This window comes from Candidatus Babeliales bacterium, from assembly GCA_019749895.1.
Taxonomy (GTDB): Bacteria; Babelota; Babeliae; order Babelales; family RVW-14; genus AaIE-18.
The window spans coordinates 62605-81436 of record JAIEPG010000001.1 but is presented as its reverse complement, the minus strand read 5'-3'; the positions used below and the strand labels follow the sequence as shown (position 1 = coordinate 81436).

General features: G+C 42.1%; 15 protein-coding genes. 3 read left to right on the top strand and 12 right to left on the bottom strand.

Features of this window, described 5'->3' with window-relative positions:
* Nucleotide 1: 1 nt before the first annotated feature.
* The 7 genes from K2W90_00410 to K2W90_00380 are packed head-to-tail and all read right to left on the bottom strand — an operon-like array spanning nucleotide 2 to nucleotide 7332.
* A complete protein-coding gene (locus K2W90_00410; GenBank protein MBY0352808.1) occupies nucleotides 2–1849 on the bottom strand; it encodes a BatD family protein in 1848 nt (615 codons plus the stop codon).
* Nucleotides 1843–2940 (bottom strand): hypothetical protein, encoded by a 1098-nt coding sequence (locus K2W90_00405; protein MBY0352807.1) that lies wholly within the window; start codon nucleotides 2938–2940, stop codon nucleotides 1843–1845. The genes K2W90_00410 and K2W90_00405 overlap by 7 nt, the downstream gene beginning before the upstream one ends.
* A 10-nt stretch (nucleotides 2941–2950) precedes the next feature.
* Entirely contained in the window at nucleotides 2951–3955 is a 1005-nt protein-coding gene (locus tag K2W90_00400) for a VWA domain-containing protein (GenBank protein ID MBY0352806.1), read from the bottom strand.
* Nucleotides 3955–4944 carry a VWA domain-containing protein gene (locus K2W90_00395; protein ID MBY0352805.1) on the bottom strand — a complete coding sequence of 330 codons (990 nt, stop codon included), beginning with the start codon at nucleotides 4942–4944 and terminating at the stop codon, nucleotides 3955–3957. Before K2W90_00395 ends, K2W90_00400 begins: the two co-directional genes overlap by 1 nt.
* Nucleotides 4945–4969: 25 nt before the next feature.
* Nucleotides 4970–5716: a 1-acyl-sn-glycerol-3-phosphate acyltransferase gene (locus tag K2W90_00390; protein MBY0352804.1), complete on the bottom strand. Its 747-nt coding sequence runs from the start codon at nucleotides 5714–5716 to the stop codon at nucleotides 4970–4972.
* Between the two features lie 9 nt (nucleotides 5717–5725).
* Nucleotides 5726–6589, bottom strand: coding sequence for a hypothetical protein (locus tag K2W90_00385; GenBank protein MBY0352803.1), 864 nt, complete (start codon nucleotides 6587–6589; stop codon nucleotides 5726–5728).
* A 14-nt stretch (nucleotides 6590–6603) separates the two neighbouring features.
* A complete protein-coding gene (locus tag K2W90_00380; protein ID MBY0352802.1) occupies nucleotides 6604–7332 on the bottom strand; it encodes a hypothetical protein in 729 nt (242 codons plus the stop codon).
* 397 nt (nucleotides 7333–7729) lie between these two features.
* On the opposite strand from K2W90_00380, the gene topA reads away from it, so the two are divergent.
* The 3 genes from topA (at nucleotide 7730) to K2W90_00365 (ending at nucleotide 12630) form a co-directional block, all read left to right on the top strand.
* Complete coding sequence (gene topA, locus K2W90_00375) at nucleotides 7730–10012, top strand: type I DNA topoisomerase (protein ID MBY0352801.1); 2283 nt, start codon at nucleotides 7730–7732, stop codon at nucleotides 10010–10012.
* A 105-nt stretch (nucleotides 10013–10117) separates the two neighbouring features.
* Nucleotides 10118–11536: an ATP-binding cassette domain-containing protein gene (locus K2W90_00370; GenBank protein ID MBY0352800.1), complete on the top strand. Its 1419-nt coding sequence runs from the start codon at nucleotides 10118–10120 to the stop codon at nucleotides 11534–11536.
* A 344-nt stretch (nucleotides 11537–11880) separates the two neighbouring features.
* Nucleotides 11881–12630, top strand: coding sequence for a GNAT family N-acetyltransferase (locus K2W90_00365; GenBank protein MBY0352799.1), 750 nt, complete (start codon nucleotides 11881–11883; stop codon nucleotides 12628–12630).
* A gap of 47 nt (nucleotides 12631–12677) precedes the next feature.
* Here K2W90_00365 and K2W90_00360 read toward each other — a convergent pair whose 3' ends face one another.
* From K2W90_00360 to K2W90_00340, 5 genes are all read right to left on the bottom strand, one after another.
* On the bottom strand, nucleotides 12678–14366 hold the full coding sequence (locus K2W90_00360) for an ABC transporter ATP-binding protein/permease (protein ID MBY0352798.1): 1689 nt from the start codon (nucleotides 14364–14366) through the stop codon (nucleotides 12678–12680).
* 92 nt (nucleotides 14367–14458) lie between these two features.
* Nucleotides 14459–15739: a hemolysin family protein gene (locus tag K2W90_00355; protein MBY0352797.1), complete on the bottom strand. Its 1281-nt coding sequence runs from the start codon at nucleotides 15737–15739 to the stop codon at nucleotides 14459–14461.
* A gap of 116 nt (nucleotides 15740–15855) precedes the next feature.
* Nucleotides 15856–17472 (bottom strand): AMP-binding protein, encoded by a 1617-nt coding sequence (locus tag K2W90_00350; GenBank protein MBY0352796.1) that lies wholly within the window; start codon nucleotides 17470–17472, stop codon nucleotides 15856–15858.
* A gap of 44 nt (nucleotides 17473–17516) precedes the next feature.
* On the bottom strand, nucleotides 17517–17723 hold the full coding sequence (locus tag K2W90_00345) for a ferredoxin (GenBank protein ID MBY0352795.1): 207 nt from the start codon (nucleotides 17721–17723) through the stop codon (nucleotides 17517–17519).
* A gap of 94 nt (nucleotides 17724–17817) precedes the next feature.
* Entirely contained in the window at nucleotides 17818–18666 is an 849-nt protein-coding gene (locus K2W90_00340) for a hypothetical protein (protein MBY0352794.1), read from the bottom strand.
* Nucleotides 18667–18832: the final 166 nt, after the last annotated feature.

Below are 18832 nucleotides of genomic sequence, written 5' to 3'. Positions count from 1 at the left end.
CTCACTTATGCAGAATGAGAAACCAATATTTTGCATTTTTCAAAAGCTTTGCGGCATCAGCCACGCCTTTTTTGGCAGCAAAATATAAACTTGCACATTCACTTAAATAATGTAAAAACTCGTCAATTTTACCTTTATTCCATTCATCTTGGCCCAGCTGACGTGCAATCCACTCTTCGTTGATCGCATGCACATCGCACTCATATTTTGCAGCTAAAAAGTCTACAAAGAAACGATGCAAATCAACTGCCCGTCTCTTTTTTACTAAACTATCTAACTCTTTTTCAAACTTTGCCAACGCGTTGCGCTTAAGCCGAACACCAAAGAGCGCACGAAATAAACGTGCAAAAGGTGCCGCAAAAAAAGAACTTTTAAGCAACAATGCAAGAATAAGCAGCAGCAATAAAAAGGCCCACCACGGCAACGCCGCTCGGTCATGATTCCCAATGGGCGCATCTTCTTCAATATAATGAATATCATAGGACGTGGCATCAGCCTTCTTTTCGCTCTGCTTACCGCGTTCTTGCTGTGGCTGTGTTGTTGGTGCGCTGGCTGCACCGTCGGGGCCTGGTGCAATGGTAACTGAAACCGGCTGCGTGCTCATTGTTTTGTACGTACGGCTTTGCGTATCAAAATAAACAAAGTGCTGCGCTGGAATAGTAACAGGACCAGCGAAGGGAACTTGTACAATATATTCAAACGTTTTGCGACTGCCGTTGTAGGCCGCTGGTGTTACATCGTCATGCACGGCAGTTTTTGATTTGTATGATTTAACGCCAGCTGGCAAGCTAAGACGCATGTCGGCAATTTGTTCAACATTGCCTTTACCAACTAACTCAATTTTGAGTACAACTGGCTCATTAAGTGCAGCCTGTTCTTTGTCCAATGTTGCACGAAACTCAGTAAACACGCCCACACCATCAACTCGTTTAGTTGTTGGCGGCAAATCAGTGACATTAATCTCGAGTTCTTCAGAGCGTATGCGCTGCTGCGTTACGCGAGAACGAGAAAAGAAATCATCAAAAAAGCGCTCCGCAAACATTGAGTTGCGAGGCTGGCGCCCTTTATTTTGCTCAGAAAAGGTGTAAGCAACTTGTACCGGCTCTATATGCTTAACCCCTTTGTCCATGGGTACCAACACATAACGCCTACGCAATACATCGTACTCTTGATTGCCAAGCGAACCTTTGCCGCGAAGATAATCTTTATCAAGCTCTTTAACAAAAAAACCTTTAAACGTTGGCGGTGTTGCCCCAATTTCTATAATTGGTCCCTGCATAAAAATTTTGAGCGTAACCTCAAGTGGTTCGCCAACAACTATTTCTTTTTTTGAAACCTCAAGTTGAGAATAGACATTTGGCTTTTCAGCACTGTGCGCGTCAGGCCCTTTTTGGCGCTGCGCAACAGGCAAATCAACAACGTTGATAGTAAGCGTATTAGAAAGTATTTCTTTTTTGTGCTCATGCGTCACAGCAGGCCCAACAGTAATCACCCCTTTTTTGTCGGCAACTACATCGTACTCATACGTTTTTTGGGCAACCATTTGATTGTTGACTACTGAAACGTTGGTCATTTGACTGGTGCCCTGTACCGCCAAGTTGCCAAGACCTCGCACATGAACATCTTCAGCATCGCGCCGATCATGCGAAACTAAAACCTGCAATCTAAACGATTCACCAACATTGACCGTTGGCATGTTGTTTACTACCGGCAAATCGGGCGCTTCTAACTTAATAGTTGTTGCGTGCACAAACTGCGCTGAGAAAAGCAACACCAGCAGCACGCCATATTTATGTACTTTTTTTAACTGATTCACTATTGTACTCCGGGCTTTTTTTTCTTTTACCATGGTTTTTGTCCTTGCCGTTCAGATGCCTTACCACCTTTAACTTGCTGCACAATAAAACCCTTTTGTTTCTTTGATTCATCTTCATCTAAATTTTCAAGTAATGCTCGCACGCCGCGCTTTTGCATGCCTTCATCTTCTTTGTCTTCTTCCCCTGCTTGAGCTGCTTGAGCAGCTGCTTGCTGTGCTTCTTGCTCTTTTTGTTGGTCGGCATTTGCCTGAGCTTCTTTTTCTTGCTGTTCTTTTTCTTGCTGCTCGCGCTCTTTTTGCTCTTGCTCTTTTTGCTCGTCAGATTTGTCGGCGTCTTGCTGGTCTTTTTTATCTTCGTCCCGATAGCCTTGTTGGTCGCTTTTATCTTTATCGCCTTCGTCCTGATCGCCCTGATCTTGCTTATCTTTATTGTCTTGCTGATCAGACTTATCTTTGTCTTGCTTACCCTGCTCGTCTTTTTTCTGATCTTTTTTATCCTGCTTGTCTTGCTTATCCTGTTGATCGTTTTTGTTGTTTTTATCTTTATCTTGTTTATCTTGTTGGTCTTTTTTATCGTCTTTCTTATCTTCTTTGTCGTCTTTTTTGTCTTGCTTATCTTGCTCTTGTTGCTTCTTTTTTTCTTCTAATTTTTTGAGCAGCTCTTCGGCCAACTTTTTGTTGTGCTTTGCTGGCTCATGCTCATCATCAAGCTTAATAACATCGTCGTACGAACGAATAGCAGCTTTTGTTTGCGCGATCGCATGTTCAAGCAGCTTGTCATCCAACTCTCGTTGCTCCCAGCCGCTGCCAAGACTTTCTAGTGCACCGCGGTAACCGCTGTTACCAGCGTTAAAACCGGCACGAACACGAAAATCTTCATCTATTTTTTTATTGCTAAACACACGTCCAAAATTCTGCTTGGCTTGAGCGTAGTTGCCCGCTTTGTACTGCGCAACGCCCAAATTGTAGTTGACGTACGGATCGTGCGGGGCATCGATCTGTTTTTTTTCAAGTGCTGCAATAGTTTCTTCGGGCGTTTGCTTTGCATAGTCGGTAAAAAGACCACCAACCATGAGATTTGGCGTTAAAAAAATGATACATAAAAGCGCATATTTGGTAACCATTGCCATCTCCTCAAATAAGCCATTCAAGTAAAAATAGCAGCCAAGCGCCTGCTAGCAGCCATGGGTACTGATCTTCGTACTGTGATATTTTTTGATCCATAAATTTTTCTTTTTCAAGCTGCTGAATTTGGCGCGCAATACCGTCGATATCACTATCATCATAACTTGCTTTAACGTACGAACCATGTAACTGCATACAAATTTGTTGCAAGAGCTTTTCATTGAGTGCAGAAAGCGCAATGCCGCCTTTTTCATCTTTTTCATGACCAACTTGATTGCCATGCGCATCGATAATTGGAATTGGAGCACCCTCGGTAGAACCAACACCCAACGCAAAAACTCTAATATTTTGTTCAAGTGCTTTGCTTTTAACACCAGCAAGGTTAGTTGAAAAATCTTCACCATCAGTTACCAAGAGCACGTTTTTATTTTTGCGCCCAGTCGACTTTGCGTAAACTTCCATTGCTTTTTGCAGTGCTACGTCAATAGCGGTGGTGCCTGACGAAATGACTTCGGCATCAACGTGATCCAAAAACATTAAAAACGCCGCATGATCAATAGTAAGCGGACACTGCATAAACGCAGAACCAGAAAAAAGAATGAGACCAACACGCTCAAAGTTAAGCTTAGCAAGCAAATTGCGTACTTTGAGTTTGGCAAATTCAAGACGGCTTGGCTTAAAGTCTTGTGCCAACATACTGCGCGAAACGTCCAAAACCATAAGTAAGTCGCGGCCTTCTTGCACTACCGTATGCTCTTTCTTGCCCCACTGCGGCTGCAGCAACGCCAAAAAGAGCAGCACCAGCGCGGTACACAAGCTCAGTGTTTTTATCAGCTGCTTGCGACCAGAATAGTTTGCAAAAACTGTTTTGCGATTGGCAGAGTGCACCAGCACATTGGCACTGCGACGAATGCGTACATAATTTCGAATCACCAGAAAAATGAAGAGCACAAAAACGGGCGCGTACAGTAACTTGTCGGCCCCTGCCCAGTGAATGCCAAATAGATCTGTCATTATACACCACGCCATACAAAAAATCGCAACAATAATTCTATACCAAACAACAAGAGTACTGCCCAAATGAAGCTCAAAAAGGCTTCGTAATAGTTGTGGAACATATCGGTTTTATGCTCAGTGCGTTCAAGCTGATCAATGGTATCGTAAATGGTACGCATGTCGCGCGGGTTGTTGGCAACAAAAAAACGTCCTTTGGTTTCTTGCGCAATTTTTTGCAGCAACGCAACATTCAAGTCGGCCCCTGCGCGCTGAATGCCAAAAAATGGATGCTCAATAAACCCACCCTGCTGGTTGCCAATACCAATGGTATAAACTTTCACATCAAATTGCTTTGCCAACTCTATGGCTGTTTCTGGATCAACTTTTTCTGGCACCGTTGGTGCGCCGTCGGTTAGCAAGATAACAATTTTACTTTTGGCTGCAGAGTTTTTTAATCGACTTACCGCTGTTGCCAAACCCGTACCTAAAAAGGTACCGTTGGGGTCGATAACGCCCAGCTCAAGGCTGCCAACAATATCTTTTAAAAATTTCTTGTCCAGCGTTAGCGGCGAGCGCGAAAGCGCATCACGTGCAAAAATAACCACACTGATGGGATCGTTAGTTCGTTTTTCAATAAAATTGATAGCTTCTTGTTTGGCCACCTGAATGCGCGAGCGACGGTCGTGCATATCGTCAAAAAGCTGCATACTGCCCGAAACGTCTATTGCCAAAACAATATCAACGCCTTTGACATTAATAAACGACTGCTCGTCAATCCACTGCGGCCGTGCAATCATGAGCAGCAGACCAGACAGTGCCAAAAGGCGTAGGCCCATAAGAATGTGTTTATAGCGCGTGCTTTTTAAAACACCACTTGCGCCCAGCGTTGCTGCCAAAGGAAACATGTAACGCGGGGCTCGATAGAGCACCAAGCGATACGCTAACGCTAATAATAAAATTGGTATAAAAATAAAAAAGAGCTCTGGATATGCAAATTTTAAAAACATGACACCACCTGAAAGGTTTGTAAGCTTACGCGTTAAACTTAGCCATTTCCCTTACAAACCACCCCCGTACTTCATTAACAAATTCCTGTCTCGTTTTACCATCAGCATACATAGGTTTGCCTACACTAATTTTAACCAGACATTTAGAAGAATCAATCATTAAACTATGCTTGGGGCAGATTTTGTTTAATCCGGCAACAACAACGGGAATTACCGGACGTTTAAGATGCTGCGCAAAGGTTGCAAAGCCTTCAAAAAAATCGTGAATTTGACCATCTTCGTGGCGCGTTCCTTCAGGAAATAAAACCAGATGACGTGCGTTTTCTTTTGCCAATGCACAGGCTTGCTTAATCAATTTAAGTTGCTTTGACGGATCATTGCGATCAATTAACAAATGCATGCGACGCAACAAAATACCCAGCAGTGGAATTTTGTTGTACTCCTGCTTGCTCAACCAAATATGTGGATAGCCCTGCAACAAAACTTCAACCAGGGGAATGTCCAGCGCTGATGAATGATTAATTAAAATGATGGCTGGCTCATGTGGATACGTTGGAAGATTTTCAAGATTTTTTATGCGATAACGAATAAAAGAAAGCTTGATCAGACCAACTGACCAGATTTTACCAAGCCAAAAATAAAAACGATTATCACGCCGTGTTTTTTCGGGTAAAAACGTAAACGGCAACATCAGCAAAGAAAAGAAAAGAGAAATAAGAAAGCCAACGCTGTAAAATAGTGCTGTCTTAATCCAAAGGCACAACCTGTTCATGACATAATCTCATGAGAAAAAACTCTTAGAGTAGGTAATTGTTTTTCTTCGATCGTAAACTACCCAGATAAAGCAAATCCAGAAAAAATCGAGAGCACATTTTAGATATTTAAAAAGAAGTACACGCCAAGGCGCTAGCTCCTGGCCAGACACTATCGGCATTACCAGCTCAAGCCTACCGCTTAAAAAACTAAAAATATCAGCATACGCACCAGGCACGCCGCACACGGCAATCTTAAGTAAAAACTGGCTCATAAAGCCAAGTATTAGAACTACCACAAGAACAGGGACATTATACAAAACAAAGTTTACCCCTTTTTCAATGGCTATAAAAAAGTCTTTGACAGTAAAAAACGAATCTAACCAAAAGAACATAATAATCAGCTCAAGAGTGCGCACAAATAGCACCAAACTCCAGTGAATCTGCGGCAAGGCAGTGACGCCCAGCATGGCAAAAAAAGAAACAACAAAAAGCATGATTATTGACAACATGAGTGCACATTGAACATAACGGAGCATAAAAGAACGCACATATTCTTTGGTCGAAACTTCATCTGCCTTGCGCCGAATAAACAACAAAAGACCAGCGTGAATCATAAACTCAGCAACTGAAAAAAGAAAAATCCACCAAACAACCGAACTCTGGGCTAAAAGTTTTTCAGGCTCTTGTGCCACTAACTCTTGAATCATAAAAACTTCTTGTGGGCAAAAATACCAAGCGACGAGCAGGCCAACAAAAAGAACCTTAAAAAAAACAATAAAACGAACCAATGCTTGAAGGTATTTTTTTGCTGTTATTTGGACAAGCGAAAAAAAACGCGATGGAACACACAAGGCAAGCGCCTGCTGCCAATAGCGAAGAATAACAAACATGGTTTTGTTCCAGGTTAATTGTTAAAAAACAAGCGGTGATGCGCATGTTTAACTTTAATATAGTACATAACACACAGGGAGATAAGCAGCGCCTTAAACATAACGCCAAATAGAAAGGTTACCGTTGGCAACACTAAATAAATAGCAGCTGGCATGTGAACCAAGGTTGTTGCAATACGCTCTTTAATATTGACTGAAAATATATAAAACGGAATAAGCGAAAAAAGCGTTAAGCCTAAAATTGATGGAAAAAAGTGGAAACAAAATTTGAAACTGTTTTTGACTGCCAACAAAAGCGATGGCGCATTATCACGCAAATCTATAAAGAAAAGAACACTAACAACCAAAAAAGGCAGCGCATAAGCTGGCGTTACCAAAGCAAGCAGCGCAGCACCCCACACCCGAGGCAGATATTTTAGGAAATAAGAACGATCTTTAAGCTCAACAGACGGCCGAACCGACAAGAGAAAAAAAAAGAAGCCAACCACGGTTGCTATTTTTAAGCAGTTAACAGCAAGAAAATTAATAATGCCCAACTGGTCGCGAATATGAAAAAGAAGGACATTAATATCCAAAACCTGAAAACAAAAGAGCAAAAATACAAAACCCCAGAGCTCCTTGGCAAAAATTACCAGGGCGCGCCTAAAATTATTTAAAGAAGCCAGCATCATCAGCCGCAGATTTTGCCATTTAAAAAAATCAAAAGATTCTTTCCAATGAGACTTTACCACATCAAAAAACATACAGCCCTCTTAATTTTTTGCCACTTACTCAATTAATTTTTTTTAATCAGCTTTGAAATAGTAGTTAATTTTAACGCAAAATGCAAAAAAAGATAAACACCCCCGAAAAATAGCCCTAACGTCCGCACCTACCCCCTTAACCTCTTAAAAGTCTCCCAATCGACCCTTTATATCCAAGTAGCACAGAACAACTATGAAGCAGCAGCGCGATCATTGAGAAACTATTTAATTTATATTGACTCCTTGAAAATATTGTGTCTAAACTATATAAAGATCATGCAGTAAAGGTATAAATACTTTGACAAAAACACAACAATTGTTAAAAGTTGGTGCATACAATCGTTAATTTTCTACAAAGAGTAGTATTAAAAACAAGCTATGACCGGGGGGGACTAGCATGGGCAAAAAGAGAACTTCAGTTATGGAAAACGGACCAAAACTCCTCATCGTAGAGTCGCCTGCCAAAATAAAGACTATTTCAAAGTTTTTGGGCAGTGACTTTAAAATTATGTCCACTTTTGGACATATTAAAGATTTGCCCACTCGCAAGCTTGGTATTACTATTGATGAGAAAACCAATAAAATAACTCTCGAATACGTGCCAATCAAAGATAAGGCAACCGTTATTGCCGACATTTGTAAGCAAGCGCGTAAATCAAGCGAAATCTATCTGGCCTCTGACCCTGACCGGGAAGGGGAAATTATTTCGTGGCATATTGGCCAAGAAATTGAAAAGGTCTTTGCCGATGAGGCAAAAATCCATCGTATCACCTTCAACGAAATTACCGCTCCTGCCATTAAACAGGCTATTGAAGACAAAACAACGGTAGACCTCAACCAGGTCAGCGCGCAGCAAGCCCGCCGTATTCTTGACCGCTGGGTGGGCTACGAAGTTTCGCCAATTCTTTGGAAAAAGATTGCCAAAGGCCTTTCGGCCGGCCGCGTACAATCAGTTGCCGTACTTCTCATTTGCCAGCGCGACGAAGAAATTGTTAACTTTAAGCCTGAAGAATCGTGGTCGGTGCAAGGTATTTTTGAGATCAGCAAAGCCAAACTTCCAGCAGATTTGTTTAAAATTAGCGGCAAAAACATCGCTATAAAAAACAAAGAAGACGCTGACAAAGTGTTGGCAGAAATCAAAAAAGAAAAAGATTTTGTTGTCACCAAAATTACTGACAAGCAACGCTCAAAAAACGCTCTGCCGCCCTTTATGACCAGTACTTTGCAGCAAGATGCCTACAATAAACTTGGCTTTTCGGTAGACCGCACCATGGCCGTTGCCCAGCAATTGTATGAAGGTGTGCCGCTTTCAAAAAGTGATTCGCCAGAAGCGCTTATTACGTACATGCGTACTGACTCGCTGCGTATTTCAGACACGGCACTTAAGGCAGTGCGTGGCTACATTAAGAAAGAGTTTGGCGATAAATATTTGCCAAAGGCTGCCAATTTTTATGGCAAAAAAGGCGCACAAGACGCTCACGAAGCCATCAGACCAATTAGTATTGAAATTACGCCAGAAATGGCCGCACGCTACCTTAAGCCGCATCAAGCAAAATTGTATGAACTTATTTGGAAGCGCTTTGTTGCCTGCCAAATGACTCCTGCCGAATATTTCCAACGCCAAGTGCTCATCGACAGCGGCAAGTATACGTTCAAGGCAACCGGTTCAACGTTAATATTTGATGGCTTTTTAAAAGTTTATTTGGTTGAGGAAGAAGAAGGATCTGAAGAAAAGACAACCAATATTCCAAAAGAAATTGAAGAAAACAAAAAACTCGACCTAAAAGATGCCACCAACAAACAGCATTTTACGCAGCCACCACCACGCTATACTGAAGCATCGTTGGTAAAAGAACTTGAAAAGCGGGGCATTGGCCGACCAAGTACCTATGCAGCTACCCTTTCAACAATTCAAAAGCGTAGCTACGTAGAAAAAGATCCTAAGAAGAAATTCTTACCCACCGAACTTGGTAAAGCAGTTAATGAAATGTTAGTCAAAAATCTGCCCGACATTATCAACATCACCTTCACGGCAAAAATGGAAGAAGATTTAGATAAAATTGCCCAGGGCGAAGTTGACCGCGACACAGTACTTCATGAGTTTTATGGCAAGTTCAAAAAGGATTTGGTTGAGTTTGGCGGTGCTGAGGCAACACGCAGAAACGTTGAAACAGATCTTAAGTGCCCAACCTGCCAAAACCCACTCGTTATCCGTTTTGGCAAATCAGGTGAATTTTTGGGTTGTTCCAAATTCCCTGAATGTAAGTTTACCGCCAACGTGATGCGCGATGAACAAGGGAACGTGCAGATCAGCACCGAAGAAGCAAACGCAGAAATTATCGACATCAAATGTCCAAACTGTGGCAAAAACTTAGTTAAAAAAGTTGGCCGCTTTGGACCATTTCTTGCCTGCCCTGGTTACCCAGAATGTAAGTACATTCATCAGGAACAGCTCAAAATGCGCTGTCCACAATGTAACGGCAACTTGGCAAAACGCCGCTGGAAAGGTGGGAGCTTTTGGGGCTGTACCGGCTATCCAAAATGTCGCTTCTCAATTTTTGGCGAAGTGGTAGAAAAACCATGTCCAAAATGTAAAGCGCCCTATTTGTTGGTAACGCGCAGCAAAGATGGTAAAGAAACACACACCTGCCCGAATAAAGAATGCGGGCATACTGAGTAGGTGCACTTATGAAAATTAACTCTTAGCAGCCCTGCTTTAAGGGCATTAGCTCTCCAACTATTTGTTATTTGTTGGTTTTAGCCCTTTTATAAAAAGAGTTATATCATGACGCATGCACCCATTATTCTCAAAGATGTCAGTGTTGAATTTCCAGGAAAAGTCTGCTTTGAAAACCTGAACAAAACTATTCATGCGGGCAACCGCATTGCCATTGTTGGTAAAAACGGCAACGGCAAAACAACCCTACTCAAAGTTATTCAAGGCCTACAAGAACCTTCACACGGTCGTGTAATTATTCCTGACGATGTTGTTTTTGGCTTTGTGCCCCAAGTTATTGAACTGAGCACGCAACTGAGCGGCGGGCAGCGCTTGAATAAAGCGCTCACACAAGCTTTGGCCAGCAACCCTTCGGTTTTGTGTTTGGACGAGCCAACCAACCATTTGGACGCAAGCAACCGCAAATCTTTGTTGCGGCTTTTGCAGCACTACAGCGGCACACTTATTGTTATCTCGCACGATGTTGAGCTTTTGCGCACCTGCATTGACCAGATTTGGCATGTTCACGACGGCTCAGTAGAGTTCTTTTCTGGTAACTACGACGCGTACCGTGCACAGGAAAAAGCTGCGCACACAGAAAAAGTTGCGCGGCTTGAGTCATTAAAAAAAGAACAGCGCAAAGCACGAGAAGCACTGCAAGAAGAATATCAGCGCGCTGCCAGCTCAAAGCGCGCCAACAAAAATGAAAATGATAAAACGCTGCTGCGTGCCATGCAAGCAAGCGGTGAACGCACCACCAACAAAAAACAAAGTGCCATTAGTCAAACACAACACAACATTGAAGCCGAATTGCAAGACCTTCGATTGCCCGACGTTATTAAACCAAAATTTAATTTGCCAGCAACAAGTGTGCACCAACAAACTATCGTGAGCATTCGAGAGGGCAGCTGCGGCTACCAACAACCCGTTTTAGAAAACATCATGTTACAAATTATGAGCACTGAGCGCATTGCACTTGTTGGCGATAATGCTTCGGGAAAGTCAACGTTGGTAAAAGCAATTATGCAAAACCCCAGCACTACGCGCGCAGGCAGCTGGCAACTGCCGGCAACCAAAGATATTGGCTACTTGGACCAGCACAACAAAAACCTTAATGATAATGCATCTGTTTTTGATATCATTAAAGAAGTTGCGCCAACTTGGACTTCGTACGAAATCCGTAAACATTTAAATGATTTTTTGTTCAGAAAAAATGAAGAGGTAGAAAAGCTGGTAAAAAACCTTTCTGGCGGCGAGAAGACACGCCTTTCGCTAGCGCAAATTGCCGCACAAAGCCCGAAACTTCTAATCCTTGATGAAGTTACCAACTGTTTGGATCTTGAAACCCGCCAACACGTGATTGAGGTTCTAAAAGCCTATCCAGGAGCATTGATTGTCATTTCTCACGATGCTGATTTTTTGAAAGAAATTGACATTGAAAGCGTTTATCAAATCAAAGAACACGGAATTTCTCGAGACACAAACTAAATCCTGTGCTAGTCTTAAAACATATGAAATTAAAAGCCCTGCACAAGCGAGGCTTATTTTTTAAGGATATTTGTATGATTGCCACCCTTTTTATCGCAATAAACTGCTTATAATTTCTATCACAATTTGGTAGTTTTTAACTCTTGCTGCGATTTCAAAAATTCTCATTTTTTTACAAAAAAAAGCCAACCTGGTTGGTCATTATAATTATTTGAACCGTGCTGATTTTACCAATCAGCAATCGGTATCTCTTTATTTTTTGAAAGAAAAAAATGTACAAAATAATATGCATGCTTTTTATTATCAGCTCATTAACTACGTTTTTTAGCATAGCTAAGGAAACCATGAATAATCACATGAAGCAAAAACAAGGTGGCCAGTTTCTAGCCAAAGATAAACTTGGAACACCGGTCGTTGTGCAATGGACAAAAACAACTATTATGTCACCAGACTTTGCCAACGCCATGAAAGAAATGTGGCCACTGGCGCGCGGCGCCTACACGCCGGTAGAAATGGACTTTTTAAAAGCATTTCCGGAAGTAGTTGGCACAGAGCCTTACTTTAAGCCGTTTGAGCCGCTGTTTCAAAATGGCGTAGCAAACGTTGATTGGCTAGCTGCACAAACAGCCATGGAATCAATTCTTGAGGGACATTTTGTTTTTGATCCGACACAATTAAGCGAGCAAGTTGTTGCAATGTTTGCAAACGATTCCTGCTTTTTGGTGACCGTCAACGACCAAGAAACGGGAACGCCCCTTGGCTTCATAACATTTTTGGCACGTGCAAATTATACTGCCGGCGAAGTTAAAGTTATGAGCTTTGCGGTCCAAACAACACATCAAAAGCGTGGGCTTGGCAAACTTTTGATGAGCTCTATTTTTAAGATCGCACCAAAAACAAAGCGCATTTTCTTGGCCACGCGCGTTACTAACAACGTAGCGCTCCACGCATACAGCTCGTGGGGGTTTGTTACAGACAAAAAGCCCATTTTGGACCATGCGTTTAATCTTAAACATTGGTCGTTCATGGACTATAAAGCCGAGCAATGTGATGTTTTGCAAAATATTGCTCAAGAACTTTATTTAGTGAGCTAGAAAAGAGAGGGCTCTTCAAAACGAAGAGCCCCTTTTAAAATCAAATTTTATAATCGCGCTTCAGCCACTGCTACCTGCTTGCGATCACTGACTTCTTGTACAATGCCATTTTGGACCACTAAAATTCGATCTACGTGCTCAAGAAACGACATGCGGTGTGAAACAATGAGCATGGTTTTTTTGTGGCGTAATTCTTGAATTGTTCGCTGTATCATCTTTTCAGATTCTTGGTCAAGCGATGAGGTAGCTTCGTCAAAAATTAAAATCTCTGGATCTTTAAGCAAGGCACGCGCAATGGTCAGCCGCTGCTTTTGTCCGCCAGAAACAAGTGTACCGTCTTCGCCAACCAATGTTTGATAGCCATTGGGAAAGTCTAAAATAAAATCATGCGCGTAGGCAGCTTTACAGGCCTGCTCAATAGCAGCGTCTGAAGCGTTGGGCAAAGAGTAGGCAATGTTGTTACGCACGGTGTCATTAAACAAAAAAGTGCGCTGACCAACATAGCCAATTTTGCTACGCAAGCTGGTTGAAGAAACGGACGCAAAATCGTTACCATCAATAGTCATACGCCCGCCTGTTGGCAATAAAAAGCCCAAGAGCATATCGCACAACGTACTTTTACCAGCACCAGAAGGCCCAACAATACCAATACATTCACCGCGACGAATAGAAAAATTAATACTCTCAAAAACGGGTTTGTCGGGCTGATACTCAAAATTGACGTTTGAAAATTCAATTGCTGTATCAAAGTGTTTTATCTCAATATCGCGATTTTGCAACGCGGGATACACCTGGTCCATCATACTAAAAATCCGCTCAGCTGCCGCCAAGCCATACTGAACCTCAGAATAAACACTGACCACGCGCTTGAGCGGCTGGTAGCAAAGCAACACAGCAACCACAAACGATGCCAACTGCCCAGCAGAAATGCTGCCATTTAAAACTTGGTTGGTAGCCACATAAAAAGCAAAGACACCACCAATCATGGCAATTGATTCAATCAGCGCCGGCAACAGCGACTCGATATGCACATTTTGCATGATTGAAGAAAAGCAACGGTCAAGCTGTTTGCTCAACCGCGAAACTTCAAAACGTTCAGCGTTAAACGCTTTTATTTCTCTAATGCCCACAAACATCTCTTGTAGCATTGAACTAATATTGCCCATTTCGCGCTGAATGCCGCGTGAAGCAATTTTGGTTGCCCTGCCCATGCGGCGAATGGTAATGCCGATCAGCGGCCCCACAACCATCATGAGCAACGAGAGTTTCCAGTTTTGTACAAAAGCAAAACTAATTAAAAAGAACGCTTCAAAAAAGCTGCGTACGCCATTGCGGATTGCTGAGGCTGAAGCATTTTGAACCATTTGAATATCATTTAAAAAATATGACATCAACTCGCCCGTTGAATGCTGCTTAAAAAAAGAAAGCGGAAAGTCGATCACTTTGTTAAACAAATCGTGCCGAATATCGATCACTACTTTGTTGCCAACCCAGTGCATGTAGTACGAAGTTATGTATGAAAAAATGCCTTTGCAAATAAAAAATGCCAAAAAAAGCAGCATGAAAGGCAGAATTAAATGGCGGTAATGATTGATAAAAATATCGTCAACCGTGTGCTTAACAATGTAGGTTGGCATGGCAGCAACAATCCCGTACAATGACGCTGCAACAATTGATATAAGAAGTTTTTTCCAATATTTATTGGTATAAGCCAGAAGCCTTTTTAGTGGGTCCATAAACAATCTGTTGTTAAAAATTTAATGATTTTTGATATGAACAACAGAATACACCAAGAAGGTTGGCATTCCAAGCTTAAAGTGGGCAACGCTTATTCAGCGTCACCCTCAATTTGTGCATGTTCTTCGTTTTCATCAAATACCAACACTTGATAAACACGACGACGGCTTGCTTGTTGTACTTGAAAACAAAAACCAAGATGGTTTAAGCGCTCACCTTTTTTTGGTAAGTGCTGCAATTTTTCAGCCAAAAAGCCACCAATAGTTACTGAACGATCGGTAACAAATTTGATATCAAGTAAATCTTCAAGATCTTCAAGATCGGTACTGCCGGCAACTAACCAACCACCTTCATCCATCGGTACAATTGATGAATTTGCATGTTCATGCTCGTCGGCAATATCGCCCACAATCTCTTCAAGAATATCTTCGATAGTTACTAACCCAACAATGTTACCGTATTCGTTAAGCACCATTGCCATGTGCATGCGTGTCTTTAAAAATTCGCTCAACAACTGATTAACTTTTTGCGTTTCTGGCACAAACAAGATTGGTCGAATCATATCTTTTATTTCTTTAGTTTCACCACGAGCCATGAGATCAACAATATCTTTTTGATAAACAAGGCCCACAATGTTTTCTTCTTTGCCTTCATAAACCGGCAAACGAGAAAAACGAGAGGTACAAATTGCTCGTACCGCTTCTTCAAAACTTGAAGCAGCATCAAGGGCAATAATGGCATCTTGTGGAATAATAATTTCGCGAACTAATGTTTGTCCCAAACTGAAAACGTTTTGTAACATTTCAGTTTTTTCAGCTTCCATTAAACCTTTTTGGTCGCTGTAGTCAATTAAGAACTCAATTTCTTTTTCAGAAATATCTTCTTGTTTTTCAAGAATGTGCGGACGGCCAAGACGCGCAAAAAAGAATGTTGCAATCTTGAGCAAGACCGTTACAAATGGATAGGCAAGATGATACAGCAAATTGATCAGCCACAAAAATGAACTGAACAAACGTTCGTGATGAGACTTTGCAAAACTTTTTGGAATAATTTCACCAAAAATCAAAATCAAGACAGTTGCCAACACAGCACCAACGGCCACACCAAAATTGCCCAAGGCTTTTTGCATGATATGAGAAATTAACACTGACGCAACAACGTTTACAAAGTTATTAACAATGAGAATAGTAATTAAAATACGTTGCGGGTTAGTTTCCCACGAGGCAAATAAACTTTTGTATTTGGCTACAGAGACTTGTAGCTCTTTGAGTTTAAATAAGCGAAGCGCCGTCAATGACGTTTCAAGAAACGCGAACAGTCCTGCTAAAAGCAAAAAGAGAAAAAATAGAAAAATCTCTATCGACAGTGTCATTTATGCATCTCCCCAATGATCCATTTTGCACGAAGCAAACAGATCGCTTCCTTCATGTACTACCACTCCGATTAAGAATAATAAATGACTCGGCTGCTCAGTATCCATACTTTACCTTAATTTAGGTTACTTAGTTGTTTCTTATCAATTTTACCGGTTGGACTCATTGGCAAATCGTCCAAACAAATAAACTTGCGCGGCACCTTGTAAGCCGCTAAATTATTTATACACAATTCTCTCAAACTACGCTCTAACTCACCACTCATTTGTCGCACCGCAACGTACGCAACAGGAATTTGGCCAGACATGACCTCTTCCCTACCAACTACCGCGGCCTTAATTACCAAAGGATGTGTCATTAAAATATTTTCCACCTCTTGCGGATAAATATTAAACCCTTTGTGAATGATCAAATCTTTACTGCGTCCCGTAATTGCCAGCTCACCATACGCATCAATGCAGGCAAGGTCACCGGTATTTAACCAGCCGTCTTGCAGTACGCGCGCTGTTGCTTCAGGCTCTTTGTAGTACCCAAGCATAATGTTGTCACCACGAATCCACAACGTACCAACGTTTCCTGCGGCCAAAACATTACCTTGCTCATCGCGAATCTGCGATTCTATGCCGACTATTGGCTTGCCCACCACATCGGTTGATCGTTCTTCGTTGTGATAATTAATTGCAACAACCGGTGAGGCTTCAGTAAGCCCGTAGCCTGAACAAATTTTACGGCCATAAATCATACCAAACGCTGCTCTAATTTTGTCTGGCATCATATCGGCACCAGAAACAAACAGCTTAACCGTGTCCAGCGGCGCAGTGCGCATGAGGCACAACAAACCGTACAACGCAGGAAAGCCAAAGAACAGCGTAGGCCTTTTTTGCAGGCCTTCCAAGATTAACTTGCGATCAATCTTAGACACAATAATAATAGCAGAACCTGACAAAATCGGAAACCATAGACAGGTATTTTGGGCAAAAACGTGAAAAAGCGGCAAAACCGACAAGAACCGTTCTTGCTCTTTCTCATTACTTTCAAAGCACATTTTAAAACGAGCAAATGATTGCAGCGCGTTAGTCACCACATTTTTGGACGAAAGCATAACCCCTTTGGGCTTGCCGGTGGTGCCAGACGTGTACAAAATAAGGCAGCACTCGTGCCGATCACCACCCGCAACAACTACCGCTTGATCGTTTGGCTCAATCGCCACAGGTACCGGCGTTGACCAATCAAAGTCTTGTTCGGTCAGCACGGTAGGCAGTGCACTAATCAGCCCCTGCTCACACGCTTGATCGATATTTTTTTTCAACTCAAGAGAGGCAAGAATAATCTTTGGCTGCGCTTCACTCATCACATGCGCAAGCTCTTTGGCATGAAAAAATATGTTGAGTGGAATTACCACCGCACCCAACTGCCACACCGCAAAATAGGCAATATAAAACTCAACAGAATTTTCAAAGTACAGAACAACGTGATCACGCTGCCCCACACCCAACTGCGCAAGTTTTTTGCTCATGAGCAGTGAACGGAAGTAAAACTCTTTGTAGGTAACTGATTTGTCGCCAGCAATAAGCGCAACGCGGTCGGCAAACCGTTGATACGCCGACTGCAAAATGTGACCCGCAAAAATAAGCTCTTGCGAGTCGTGCGCAAATTGCTTTCTCAGTTTTTCATAAACTGCGCGCTCGCCTCGTGAATTGCCAAAAAATAATGTTTTGAGCTGTTGCAGCATATGCGTATTACTCCTATCCACACCAACCACACCCGTTGCCAGGCTTACTCTGCTTCTTCTTCAACTTTTATAACGCTTACCGGACACATGTCTGCTGCTTCGCGGACATCGTCGGCACACTCATTAAAATTAACCTGTTCTTTTACATACGCAATATCGCGTACTTCAAAAACTTTTGGGCAGATTGCTTCGCAGGAACCACATGAGATACAGCCAGGAACAATTTTCACTTTTTTTATGCACTTAGCCATAAGCAAACTCCCTAGATCTGTGCCGTAGCACAACTCATCTAATTATAATAAATTGCGCTATTCTACCACAGATGTTGTGAAGGGCAAAAATATTTTACGCTTGATGTTCGCTTGAAGGTTTCTTGTCTTCTTTTTGTGCATCAAGTTCAAGTTCGCGATCATATTTGCTGATAAACGAAAAGATATCAAAACCTTTGTCAGCACCCGTGCCACAACCTGTAGCACAACTACCGCAGCCGCCTGAAGAGCAGCCACCAGCGGCGCCCTCTTCTGTTGTGGAACAACAACCATCTTCTTCGCAATCATCGCCTTCTTTTTCTTCATGACCAGCGGTTTCTTCATGCCCGGCCATCTTCATCATAACTTTGGCTAAACGGTCTTCATCAAGTTCTTCGTCATCTTCTTCGTCTTCATCGCCTTCTTCTTCATCAGCGTCATCGTCATCAAAAGAATCTTCTTCGTCAAGAAGCGCTTCAAGCAACAACTGAACATCTTCAAAGTTGCCTTCATCAAGAGCATCTTTAACGTCTTGAACCATTGCTTGCAATGAAGCTTTAGATTCATGAGCTTCTTCAGAAACGCCTTTTTTAAAGACTTCGGTATCGCTTATTTCTTCGTCTTCATCGATCAACATATTCAAAAGTTCTTGAGATTTTGCTGGATCTTTAACGTCGTTAACTTGTTGCAAAGCCTTAAGCTGTTCAGCCAAAAACGCAATATCGTCAGCGGTTTCGTCAGCAAGCTTTTGCGCTTGGCCTGCCAAAACATCGTGCACTTTGCCCAAAACTTCAATTTCTTCAGTAGATTCTTGAGGCAAATTGTTTATCTTTTGCTCAACAAAGTTCAAAACATCGTTAAAAATAGCAGAACACTCACGCTTGGCTTCTTCCTGCTTTTCCATCAAAAAGGCCGTTTGTTCGATCAATTTTTTAAGTCGCGACACGCTTCAATCCTTTAATAATACTATTAGAAAATGTATTTAGAATCCACTATAATTCTTCATAAACAACGTACAAGAAAAACAGGGTAAAGACAAGTGGCAGGAATGCAAACGGCCGCCAAGGGCGGTAAACCCCGGGCGGCCGTTTTTTTGCTTTTTAGGCAAACGT

Excerpts from the sequence above, each read along its gene's own strand:
- K2W90_00410 (MBY0352808.1), bottom strand. The coding sequence starts at position 1,849 with ATGGTAAAAGAAAAAAAAGCCCGGAGTACAATAGTGAATCAGTTAAAA.
- K2W90_00405 (MBY0352807.1), bottom strand. The coding sequence starts at position 2,940 with ATGGTTACCAAATATGCGCTTTTATGTATCATTTTTTTAACGCCAAAT.
- K2W90_00400 (MBY0352806.1), bottom strand. The coding sequence starts at position 3,955 with ATGACAGATCTATTTGGCATTCACTGGGCAGGGGCCGACAAGTTACTG.
- K2W90_00395 (MBY0352805.1), bottom strand. The coding sequence starts at position 4,944 with ATGTTTTTAAAATTTGCATATCCAGAGCTCTTTTTTATTTTTATACCA.
- K2W90_00390 (MBY0352804.1), bottom strand. The coding sequence starts at position 5,716 with ATGAACAGGTTGTGCCTTTGGATTAAGACAGCACTATTTTACAGCGTT.
- K2W90_00385 (MBY0352803.1), bottom strand. The coding sequence starts at position 6,589 with ATGTTTGTTATTCTTCGCTATTGGCAGCAGGCGCTTGCCTTGTGTGTT.
- K2W90_00380 (MBY0352802.1), bottom strand. The coding sequence starts at position 7,332 with ATGTTTTTTGATGTGGTAAAGTCTCATTGGAAAGAATCTTTTGATTTT.
- topA (MBY0352801.1), top strand. The coding sequence starts at position 7,730 with ATGGGCAAAAAGAGAACTTCAGTTATGGAAAACGGACCAAAACTCCTC.
- K2W90_00370 (MBY0352800.1), top strand. The coding sequence starts at position 10,118 with ATGACGCATGCACCCATTATTCTCAAAGATGTCAGTGTTGAATTTCCA.
- K2W90_00365 (MBY0352799.1), top strand. The coding sequence starts at position 11,881 with ATGAATAATCACATGAAGCAAAAACAAGGTGGCCAGTTTCTAGCCAAA.
- K2W90_00360 (MBY0352798.1), bottom strand. The coding sequence starts at position 14,366 with ATGGACCCACTAAAAAGGCTTCTGGCTTATACCAATAAATATTGGAAA.
- K2W90_00355 (MBY0352797.1), bottom strand. The coding sequence starts at position 15,739 with ATGACACTGTCGATAGAGATTTTTCTATTTTTTCTCTTTTTGCTTTTA.
- K2W90_00350 (MBY0352796.1), bottom strand. The coding sequence starts at position 17,472 with ATGCTGCAACAGCTCAAAACATTATTTTTTGGCAATTCACGAGGCGAG.
- K2W90_00345 (MBY0352795.1), bottom strand. The coding sequence starts at position 17,723 with ATGGCTAAGTGCATAAAAAAAGTGAAAATTGTTCCTGGCTGTATCTCA.